The sequence below is a fragment of the Cellulomonas sp. P5_C6 genome, from assembly GCF_054049635.1.
Map to the genome: position 1 here is coordinate 1 of NZ_JBFULZ010000143.1, position 10,527 is coordinate 10,527.

Consider the following 10,527-nt stretch of genomic DNA (forward strand, 5'->3'; position numbering starts at 1 on the left):
CCGGAGGGCGAGCACGGTGTTCCAGTTGCGGGCGGTGCCGCGGCGGCCGGTCGACTTCTCGATCAGCGGGAGCGTGAGCTTCGAGCGGCCGATGCCGTCGGGGAAGTAGGCGTACATCTCGTGCCCGGCGAACGCGACCGTCTCGTTGCCGTAGGGCGTCGGGTCGAAGCCCGTCGCCGGTGTGCCGTCCCAGCAGTAGAGGACCAGGTGGGACGGGTCCGACGCCGCCTCGTCGGTGAACGGCAGCCGCTCCACGATCGCGTCCCACTGCGCGAGCGTCCGGGTGAGCACGGGGACGTCGAAGCCCAGAGACGCGGACAGGGCGTCGGACAGCCCGGGGCCCACCGCGGACGCGGCCCCCGCCGGCACCAGCACGAGGTTGCCGCTGTTCACGTACGTGGCGACCTCGGTGTGGCCCAGGCCTTCGGCGGCGGCGCGCAGCTGGGCGGCCTTGATGGTCCGGCCGCCGACGTTCGCGGCCCGCAGGAGGGCGATGACGGGACTCATGCCCTCACTCTCACACCGTGCACCGACGCGGTGTGCGGGAAAGGTTCCTCCGGGGTAACGGAGCAGCACCCCCCACGGAAACACGCCGTTCCTAGCGTGGGAGGCGCCCCCGGACCCCAGCCAGACGGAGCACACCATGAACCAGCACCTCGTCGTCGTCGGCGGTGGCATGGTCGCGCAGCGGCTGGTCGAGGCGATGCGCGACCGCGACACCGCGGGCGCGTGGCGCATCACCGTCCTGGCCGAGGAGCCGCGCCGCCCGTACGACCGCGTGGCGCTGACCAGCTACTTCTCGGGCCGCGACGCCGACGACCTCGCCCTCGGCGACCCGGCGCTCTGGTCCGACCCTCTCGTGACGCTGGTCCGCGACGACGCCGTGACGCACGTCGACCGGGACGCGAGGACCGTCACGACCGCCCGCGGCCGGGTCGAGCACTACGACCACCTCGTGCTGGCCACCGGCAGCTCGGCGTGGGTCCCGCCGCTCGAGGGCGCGGACCTGCCGGGCGTGTTCGTCTACCGCACGGTCGACGACGTCGCCGCGCTGCGCGGGTACGTCGAGAACCTGTCGCAGGACCGGGTGGTCAAGGGCGCGGTCCTCGGCGGCGGCCTGCTCGGCCTCGAGGCGGCCGGCGCGCTGCAGGCCCTCGGGGCGCGCACGACCGTCCTGCAGGTGGGCACGCACCTCATGTCGGCCCAGGTGGACCTGGGCGGCGGCGAGGCCCTGCGCCGGCTCATCAACCAGCTGGGCGTCGGCGTCCGGCTCAACGCCATGACCACCCGCATCCGCCCGCACCGCCGCGGTGGCGTCGGGCGCCTGGAGCTCGCCGACGGGGGTCGCGTCGACGCGGACGTCGTCGTGATCGCCGCCGGCGTCCGTCCCAGGGACGAGCTGGGCCGCGCCTCGGGCCTGGAGATCGGGGAGCGCGGCGGGGTCGTCGTCGACGGCACGTGCCTGTCCAGCGACCCGGACGTGTCCGCCGTCGGCGAGGTCGCGTGCATCCAGGGCGCCTGCATCGGCCTGGTCGCCCCGGGCTACGCGATGGCCGAGATCACGGCGGACCGGCTGCTGGGCGGCACCTCGGAGTTCCCCGGGGCGGACACCGCGACCAAGCTCAAGCTCTCGGGCGTCGACGTCGCCAGCTTCGGGGACGCGTTCGGGGTCACGCCCGGCGCTCTCGAGATCGTGTGGGCGGACCCGGTCGGGGGCGTCTACAAGAAGCTCGTGATGTCCGACGACGCCCGCACGCTGCTCGGCGGCGTCCTGGTCGGCGACGCGAGCGCGTACGCGGGCCTGCGCCCGATGCTGGGCCGCGAGCTGCCCGGGGACCCGGCCGCGTACCTGCTGCCCGAGGGCGGCGTGGGAGCGCCCGAGCTCGAGCTGCCCGACGACGCGGCGGTGTGCTCGTGCAACAACGTCTCGGCCGGCACGATCCGCGGCGCGGTCACCGACCACGACTGCACCGACCTCGGCGCGGTCAAGGCCTGCACCAGGGCCGGCACCAGCTGCGGCTCGTGCCTGCCGTTGGTCAAGAAGCTGGTGACCACCGAGCTGGCCGCCCAGGGCATCGAGGTCAGCACGGCGCTCTGCGAACACTTCGCCCTGTCCCGCGCGCAGCTGTACGACGCCGTGCGGGTCAGCGGGGCCTCGTCGTTCACGCAGGTCATCGAGCGGTTCGGCACCCGGGCGGAGGGTCGAGGCTGCGACATCTGCCGGCCGACCGTCGCGTCGATCCTGGCGACGACGTCGCCCGCGCACGTGCTGGAGGGCGAGCGGGCCACCCTGCAGGACACCAACGACCACGTGATGGCGAACCTCCAGAAGGACGGCTCGTACTCGGTGGTCCCGCGCATCGCGGGCGGCGAGGTCACGCCCGAGGGGCTCATCGCCATCGGTGAGGTGGCCAAGGACTTCGGGCTCTACACCAAGATCACGGGCGGCCAGCGGATCGACATGTTCGGCGCCCGCATCGACCAGCTGCCGCTCATCTGGCAGCGGCTGGTCGACGCGGGCTTCGAGTCGGGCCACGCCTACGGCAAGTCGCTGCGGACCGTGAAGTCGTGCGTCGGGTCGACGTGGTGCCGGTTCGGCGTGCAGGACTCGGTGGCGCTCGCGGTGATGCTGGAGCTGCGGTACCGCGGGCTGCGGTCGCCGCACAAGATCAAGCTCGGGGTCTCCGGCTGCGCCCGCGAGTGCGCCGAGGCCCGCGGCAAGGACGTCGGCGTCATCGCCACCGACAAGGGCTGGAACGTCTACGTCGGCGGCAACGGGGGCTTCACGCCGCGCCACGCACAGCTGTTGGCCGAGGACCTCGACACCGAGACGCTGGTCCGCACCATCGACCGGTTCCTCCTGTACTACGTGCGCACGGCGGACCGGCTGCAGCGCACGGCGCCGTGGATCGAGGACGTCGAGGGCGGGCTGGAGGGCGTCCGCGCGGTGGTCATGGACGACTCCCTCGGCATCGCCGACGACCTCGACCGGCAGATGGCCCAGCACGTCGTGGAGTACGAGGACGAGTGGAAGGCCACCCTCGAGGACCCGGAGAAGCTCCGCCGGTTCGCCAGCTTCGTCAACGCCCCGGACACCCCCGACCCGTCGCTCGCGTACGTGCCGGAGCGCGGCCAGTCCCGCCCGGCCACGCCCGACGAGCGGGCGGCCGCCCTGCGCGGCGAGCCGGTCCTCGTCGCCGGCACGACCCTGGAGGTCCGCTCATGACCGTGCTGGAGACCGCGGTGTGGACCCTGGTCTGCCGCGTCGACGACCTCGCCCCCGAGCGCGGTGCCGCGGCTCTTCTGGGGCCGGACCAGATCGCCCTGTTCCGGCTGGTGGACGGGCGGGTGCTCGCCGTCCAGCAGCACGACCCGTTCAGCGACGCGTTCGTGGTCTCCCGCGGCATCGTCGGCTCCCGGGCCGTCGACGGCGCCGAGGTACCGACGGTCGCGTCGCCGATGTACAAGCAGGTCTTCGACCTCACGACGGGTCGCTGCCTCGACCCCGCCGGCAAGGTCCCCGTGCGGGGGCTGGCCGCCGACCTGCGCACCTGGCCGGTCCGGGTGCGCGACGGGCTCGTGGAGGTCGGACGATGACGACGATGCTCGGGCTCGAGCTGACCGGCCGCCGCGTGCTCGTGGTGGGTGGCGGGCCGGTCGCCGCCCGCCGGGTGCAGGCCCTCCTCGCCGACGCCGCGTGGGTCGTCGTCGTGGCGCCGCAGCTGTGCGAGGTGCTTCTCGACCTGCACCGCGAGGGTCTCGTCGAGTGGAGCGCCCGGGAGGTCGAGGAGCCGGACCTGGACGGCGCCTGGCTGGTGCACACCGCCACCGGCGACCGGGCCACCGACGCGGCGGTCGTCGCGTGGGCGGCGGCGCGGCAGACGTTCTGCGTCGACGCGGGCGACGGGTCGGCCGGCTCAGCCCGCACCCCGGCGACGACGCAGCAGGCCGAGGTCCTGGTGGGCGTCGTCTCGACCGGCTCGCCCGACCCCCGGCGCACGGCCGTGGTCCGCGACGCCCTCGCCGAGCACCTGCGCGAGGGTCGCGTCGACCTGCGCCGCCGTCGCACCGGCGAGGGGCGGGTCGTGCTCGTCGGCGGCGGCCCGGGGGACGTCGGGCTGCTCACGCTCGCCGGTCGCCGGGCGCTCGCCGAGGCCGACGTCGTCGTCACCGACCGGCTCGGTCCCGTCGCGGTCCTCGACGAGCTCGCGCCCGGGGTCGAGGTCGTCGACGTGGGCAAGACGCCCGGCCACCACCCGGTCCCGCAGCACGAGATCGGCCGGATCCTGGTGGAGCAGGCGCAGCGCGGTCGCACGGTCGTCCGGCTCAAGGGCGGCGACCCGTTCGTGTACGGGCGGGGCGGCGAGGAGGTGCTCGCGTGCCGGGAGGCCGGCGTCGCGGTCGAGGTGGTCCCCGGGGTGAGCAGCGCGTTCGCCGCGCCGGCCGCCGCGGGGATCCCGCTCACCCACCGCGGGACGGTCGGCGCCGTGCACGTGATGAACGGGCACGACGGCTGGTCGTCCGCGGCGCTCACAGGCCTGCGGGACGCCTCCTGCACGGTCGTCGTGCTCATGGGCGTTGGCGCGCTGGCGACGCTGGCCGGCGAGGCGCTCGAGGCCGGGGCGGACCCCGCCACGCCTGTCGCGCTCGTCGAGGAGGGCACCCTGCCGGGTCAGCGCGTGACGCGTGCGCGGCTGGACGACGTCGTCCAGGTGGCAGCCGCGGCGGGGGTGCGGGCCCCCGCGGTGATCGTGCTGGGCGCGGTGGCCGCCCCGGGGCTGCTCGACGTCGGCACGGGTGCGGCCGCACACGTCACAATGTCGCCGTGAGCGAACCCATCGACCAGACCCTCGCCGGCCTCGTCGTGCTCATCACCGCCGACCGCCGGTCCGCCGAGCTCGCGGCCGCCCTGGAGCGCCGCGGTGCGGCCGTCCGACACGCGCCCGCGCTCGGGATGGTGCCGCACACCGACGACGCGACCCTGCTCGAGGGCACCCGCTCGCTGCTCGCCGACCCGCCGGACACCGTCGTCGTGACCACCGGGATCGGGTTCCGCGGCTGGATCGAGGCCGCGGACGCGGCGGGCCTGGACGAGCCGCTGGTGGAGATGCTCCGCGGCGCGCGCATCGTCGCCCGGGGACCCAAGGCGCGGGGTGCGATCCAGGCCGCGGGCCTCACGGCCGACTGGGTGGCCGAGTCGGAGACCAGCGCCGAGATCGCCGAGGTGCTGCTGGACGAGGGTGTCGCCGGGCGGGACATCGCCGTCCAGCACCACGGGGCGGGCGCCGACGGTCTCGACGAGGCGTTCGCCGCCGCCGGTGCCCGCGTGCGCAGCCTCGTCGTCTACCGCTGGGGACCGCCGCCGGACCCCCAGGCCGTCGCCGCGTCGGTCCGCGCGGTCGCGGCGGGCGAGGTCGACGCGGTCGTCTTCACCTCGGCGCCCGGCGCGGCCGCCTGGCTGGCGGCCGCCGACGAGGCCGGGGTCACCGACAAGATCGTCGCGCTCGCCCGGCGCGGCAACGTGCTGATGGCGGCGGTCGGTCCCATCACGGCGAAGCCGCTGCAGGAGCGTGGCATCGCCCCGCTGGTGCCCGACCGCGGCCGGCTGGGCTCCCTCGTCCGCGCGCTGGTCGGCCACTACGGCGGGCTCCAGGCGCTGCAGACGATCGCCGGGCCGCTGCAGGTCCACCGCGGGACCGCGGTGCTGGACGGTCACGTGCTCGCGCTGACGCCGACGGGCCTCGAGGTGCTGCGGCTGCTCGCCGCGGCGGGCGGCGCCGTCGTCCCCCGCGACCAGGTGCTGGCCGCGCTGCCGGGCGACTCGCGCGACCCGCACGCTGCCGAGGTCGCGGTCGCGCGCCTGCGTGAGGCCACGGGCAGCCGGTCGCTCATTCGCACGGTGGTCAAGAGGGGATACCGTCTCCAGCTGGAGGAGGTCGGATGACGAACGCACTGCACGCCCGTGGCCCGGTCCCGCTCGATCTCGAGGGGCCCGTCCTCGTCGGCTGCTCCCACGGCACGGACGACGTCGCCGGCCGGGCGGCCGTCCGGTCGATCCTCACCGGCGTCGCCGCGGCCCGCCCCGAGCTCGACGTGCGCGAGGCGTTCGTCGACGTGCAGGAGCCGGAGGTCGCCGACGTCGTCGCGCACGCGCTGGACAGCGACGCGTCCGGGGCCGTCGTGGTGCCCCTCCTGCTGTCCGTCGGCTTCCACGTCAAGGTCGACATCGCCGAGGCCGTCGACCAGCCCGGCGCCACCGCCGCCTCCCCGCTCGGCCCCGACCCTCGGCTCGTCGACATCCTGGTGGACCGCCTGGACGCCGTGGGGCTCGGCGCCGACGACGCCGTGGTGCTGGCCGCCGCGGGCTCGACCGACCCCGCCGCGGCGCTCGCCGTGGAGTCCATCGCCGCCGGGCTGGCCGACCGCATCGACCAGCCCGTGACGATCGGCTACGGCGCCGGCGCGGAGCCGCGGGTTCCGGCCGCCGTGGCGAGCGCGCGGGAGGACAGGCCGCCGGGGGGCCGCGTCGTCGTCTCCTCGTACCTGCTCGCCCCCGGCTACTTCTACGACCGCGTCCTCGAGGCGGGGGCCGACGTCGTCGCCGAGCCGCTCGCGCCCGACAGCCGCCTGGTCGACATCGTGCTCGACCGGTACGACGCCGCGACCTGAGCCTCGTGCGCACCGCCGTCGCCGTGGCCGTCCTCGCGCTCGGGCTCGCGGGGTGCGCGATGTCCGGCGACGAGACGGCGACGCCCGCCCCCAGCCGCGTCGCCGCCTCCACCCGCCCCGCCGACACGCCCGCGTGCCTGCCCGACGGCACCACGGCCGTCACCACCGGGCCGCAGGACGACCCCACGCTCGTCGCGTTCTCCGGCACCGGGACGAAGGGCGTGGTGCTCGCGCCGCAGAGCGAGGGCGGCCCGTGCCAGTGGGCCGGCGAGCTCGAGAGGCTCGCGGGGGAGGGCTACCTCGTCGCGACGTTCGCCTGGTCGGCCGACGACCAGGCGTCCTTCCTCGGCGCCGCCGACGTGCTGCGCGGGCTCGGGGCGCAGGACGTCGCCCTGGTCGGGGCGTCGAAGGGCGGCACGTACGCGGCAGCGCTCGCCGACGAGGTCGACCCCGTGGCGGTGGTGGCGCTCGGGCCTCCGGCCAGCTTCGACGGTCTGAACGCCATGCCGGCGTCCAGCGACTACACCGGGCCGCTGCTCGTGATCGCGTCGACCGACGACCCGAACGTCGCCGTCAGCTCGTCCCGGGCCGTGTCCCGCAACGACGATCCGAGCACGTTCCTCGAGGTCAACGGGCGCGCTCACGGCGTGGAGCTGTTCACCTCGCCGCACCGCGCGCAGGTCCAGGACGCGATCGACGCCCTGCTCGCCACGGGCTTCGAGGGCTAGACGGACCGAAGGCGTGCGACCCGGGGGGAGGTCGCACGCCTTCGGTGTGCCGGGCGGGCAGCGGTCAGACGAACCGGCGCCGCGCGAACGTCGCGAGGCCGATGCCCGCGGCGAACAGGGCGATCGCCGCGATGAGCCGACCCATCGAGCTGGCCCCGGAGCCGTCGGCCCCGGCGATGTCGATCGAGTAGGCGGTCGCGCCGACGGCACCCTCGGGTGCGCCGTACGCCATGCCCTCGGTCGCGGCCCGCTCGGCGCCGGCGGAGAGCACGGCGTACTTCACGCCGAAGTCCGCCGCGGTCTCCTGCCCGCTGACGACCACCTGCGAGGTGCCCTCGTCGGACAGCTGCTGGGTGCCGTCGACCAGCTGCGGTGCGCCGTCGGCCGCGTCGTTCAGACCGTCGGACAGCTGCGTCGACCCGTCGGCGGCGGCGCTGAGGCCGGCCGAGAGTCGCTGCGAGCCGGCCGCGGCCGCGGCGATGCCCGCGGAGAGCTTGCTCGAGCCGGTGCCGGCTTCCTTGAGCTTGTCGGCGAGCTCCTGGGAGCCGGAGCCGGCCGCCCCGAGCTTGCTCGAGAGCTCCGAGGACCCCGCAGCCGCACTGTGCATGCCCGTCGCGAGCGCAGAGGACCCGGTGGCGAGGCTCGAGAGCCCCGGCGCGAGCGCACCGAGGCCGCCGTTGATCTGAGCTGAGYCGGCCTTGAGCTGACCGAGGCCCGAGCTGAGCTGTGCCCCACCGTCGCTGAGCTGGTCGGTCCCCGCCTGCAGCGAGTGCACGCCGCCGCGGAGCGTGCCGTCGACCTTCGTGTCGTCGCCGTCACCGACGCCGGCCTGCACGTTCGTCACGACGCCGCTGACCAGCGCGGTGACGCCGGCGTCGACACCGGCGAGCCCCTGGAGCAGGCCCGGCTTGGTGGTGTCGCACACGCCGGGAAGGGCCGCTGCGCTGAGGCCGCACTCCACCTTGGCGAGGTTGGTGGCCGCGCCGGACAGCCCCTGGCCGAGGGCCGTCGCGCCACCGGCGATCGTGGCCGGGTCCGCCGTGTCCGTGAGGACCGGGACGCCGCCGGAGAGCTGACTGACGACGGTGTCGTACTGACCGAGGTACGCGGCGTTCATGCCCGCCCGCAGCGCGGTGAGCGCGGCGACGGCTGCCGAGAGCTGGTTGCCCAGCTGCACGGACCCGGCGGCGAGGGTCGACGCGGACGTCGCTGCGCCCGAGACGCCCTGGCGCAGCTGGTCGACGCCGGCGAGCAGGGTGCCCGGCGTCGTGGTGGTGCCGATGGCGGCCCGCAGGGAGCTGATGCCGTCGTGCAGCGGCTGTGCCTGGGCGGGCAGCGTCCCGATGTCGCCGTACAGCTTGGCCAGGCCGCCGTCGACCTGCGCGAGGCCGGCGTCGACCTGCGCCAGGCCACCGATCAGCTGCGGGGCCTTCGCGACGGCGTCGGCCAGGCCGGCGTCGAGCTGCGAGGCGCCGAGGGCGAGCGCTGCGGCCCCGGGCGCGGCGGTCTTCAGACCCGCCGCGACCTGATCGGCGCCGGGCGAGAGCTGCCCGTTGAGCCCGGCGGCGAGCTGGGCGGCGCCGGGGATCGCCTGGCCGTTGAGCCCGGCGGCCAGCTGGGCCGCGCCGGGGACGGCCTGGCCGTTGAGCCCGGCCGCGAGCTTCGCGGCACCCGGTGCGGCCTCGCCGTTCAGGCCGGTCGCCAGCTCAGCGGCACCGGGTGCCGCCTCGCCGTTCAGGCCGGTCGAGAGCGTCGCCGCGCCGTCGCGCAGCTGGATCAGGCCCGCGAGCAGCTGGGCCGCGCCGTCGTGCAGCTGCAGCACGGAGTCGTCGATCTGCAGGGCGCCGGAGGTGAGGTCGACGCCCTTCTGCGCGCCGGACTTGTAGCTCTCCGCGCCGCCCTTGAACGAGGGGTAGTCCAGGGGCGAGACGGGCATCGACGTGAGGTTCGCCGTGGGCACGACCGCGTGGGTGACCTGAGCGGTGTAGCCGAACTCGGCAGTGTCGGACCCGATCGGCGGGAAGAGCGTCATCTGGAACTGCATGCGCGTGCCGCCGTGCCCGTCGCCGGCCATGCCGGCCTCGTCGGACCGGACGTCCGTGAACGTCGACGGCAGGACCGTGACCAGCTGGCCGATCATCGGGATGACGGTCTGGGCCGAGGCGGTGGCCTGCGTGCCGGTGCCGTCGTCGTAGGTGACGTCCTGCGTCCTGCCGGTCGTGTTGGTGACCGTGTAGTGGACGCCGAGCGTGCCGGTCTTGCCGACGACGGAGCCCGGCTGGACCGGCTTGCCGTCGAACGTGTAGGTGACCTCGACCGTGAGCGGGAGGTCCTTGTCGTAGGTGCTCACCGACCGCTCGCGGCGCTCGCCGTCGACGCTCAGCGTGGTGACCAGCTTGCCGTCGACCACCTTGTAGCCGCTGAAGCCGTCGAGGTTGCGCAGCCCCGTCGTCGAGACGGGGTTGGTGATGGTCGTGGTGCCGTGGCCGCTCAGCGCGAGCTGGTCGTAGACGCGCGCCTCCTGGAACGCGCCCGTGGCCGACAGGCGGGCCTGGATCGTCTCGGTGTTGGTCACGGCGACGTCGCCGGAGTCGGCGGCGAGCGCGGGGGAGCCCGCCGCGCAGACGAGCAGGGGGATCAGGACGACGGCTGCCGCCGCCGTGGTGGTCGTGCGTCGCACGTCAGGCCTCCGGCTGGGGGTCGAAAGGACGGGTGGCGGGCAGGCCGCGGCGCGGGGCGCGGGGCGCCTCGGCCATGGTGGCGGCGCCCTCGTACACGGCGGCGGGCTGCGGCTCGGGCTCGGCGGCGGGTGCGGCCTGGGCGGCCCGCTCCTCCTCGCGGTCCTGCACGACGACGACGCCGAGCAGCGACGTCGCCAGGAAGCCGGCGCCGGCGGCGAGCAGGATCGACGTCGCCGTGGTGGCCGAGGACGTGACGAACGCCGTCGGGTCGGCCGTGTAGGTGGCCTCGTACGCGCCGGCCATCGCTGCCGCGCCCAGGAGCGCCGACCACAGCGGCAGCCTCCCGCGGGTGAGCCCGGCGACGGCGAGGCAGAGCCCCAGGACGATGAGCACGGCGACGGCGCGGCCGGCGGCGGCGTCGGGCAGCGCCGCGGCGCGCAGCGCGTAGC

The 10,527-nt window shown here is 75.4% G+C and carries 9 protein-coding genes; 6 read left to right on the forward strand and 3 right to left on the reverse strand.

Features of this window, described 5'->3' with window-relative positions:
• Positions 1 to 507: DUF1697 domain-containing protein (locus ACXJKG_RS15070; protein ID WP_456846562.1), on the reverse strand; the 507-nt coding region annotated here is incomplete at its 3' end.
• A 136-nt stretch (positions 508 to 643) separates the two neighbouring features.
• On the opposite strand from ACXJKG_RS15070, the gene nirB reads away from it, so the two are divergent.
• Genes nirB through ACXJKG_RS15100 form a run of 6 tightly spaced genes read left to right on the forward strand, consistent with a single transcriptional unit; the run spans position 644 to position 7,397 of the window.
• Positions 644 to 3,226, forward strand: coding sequence for a nitrite reductase large subunit NirB (gene nirB / locus ACXJKG_RS15075; RefSeq protein WP_456846563.1), 2,583 nt, complete (start codon positions 644 to 646; stop codon positions 3,224 to 3,226).
• Positions 3,223 to 3,597 carry a nitrite reductase small subunit NirD gene (gene nirD, locus ACXJKG_RS15080; protein WP_456846564.1) on the forward strand — a complete coding sequence of 125 codons (375 nt, stop codon included), beginning with the start codon at positions 3,223 to 3,225 and terminating at the stop codon, positions 3,595 to 3,597. Before nirB ends, nirD begins: the two co-directional genes overlap by 4 nt.
• Positions 3,594 to 4,829: a uroporphyrinogen-III C-methyltransferase gene (gene cobA, locus ACXJKG_RS15085; protein WP_456846565.1), complete on the forward strand. Its 1,236-nt coding sequence runs from the start codon at positions 3,594 to 3,596 to the stop codon at positions 4,827 to 4,829. Before nirD ends, cobA begins: the two co-directional genes overlap by 4 nt.
• Entirely contained in the window at positions 4,826 to 5,944 is a 1,119-nt protein-coding gene (locus ACXJKG_RS15090) for a uroporphyrinogen-III synthase (protein ID WP_456846566.1), read from the forward strand. Before cobA ends, ACXJKG_RS15090 begins: the two co-directional genes overlap by 4 nt.
• Positions 5,941 to 6,669: a sirohydrochlorin chelatase gene (locus tag ACXJKG_RS15095; protein WP_456846567.1), complete on the forward strand. Its 729-nt coding sequence runs from the start codon at positions 5,941 to 5,943 to the stop codon at positions 6,667 to 6,669. The genes ACXJKG_RS15090 and ACXJKG_RS15095 overlap by 4 nt, the downstream gene beginning before the upstream one ends.
• Before the next feature lie 5 nt (positions 6,670 to 6,674).
• Positions 6,675 to 7,397, forward strand: coding sequence for an alpha/beta hydrolase family protein (locus ACXJKG_RS15100; protein ID WP_456846568.1), 723 nt, complete (start codon positions 6,675 to 6,677; stop codon positions 7,395 to 7,397).
• Positions 7,398 to 7,461: 64 nt separating this feature from the next.
• Here ACXJKG_RS15100 and ACXJKG_RS15105 read toward each other — a convergent pair whose 3' ends face one another.
• Complete coding sequence (locus ACXJKG_RS15105) at positions 7,462 to 10,077, reverse strand: hypothetical protein (RefSeq protein WP_456846569.1); 2,616 nt, start codon at positions 10,075 to 10,077, stop codon at positions 7,462 to 7,464.
• Position 10,078: 1 nt separating this feature from the next.
• Positions 10,079 to 10,527: hypothetical protein (locus ACXJKG_RS15110; RefSeq protein ID WP_456846570.1), on the reverse strand; the 449-nt coding region annotated here is incomplete at its 5' end.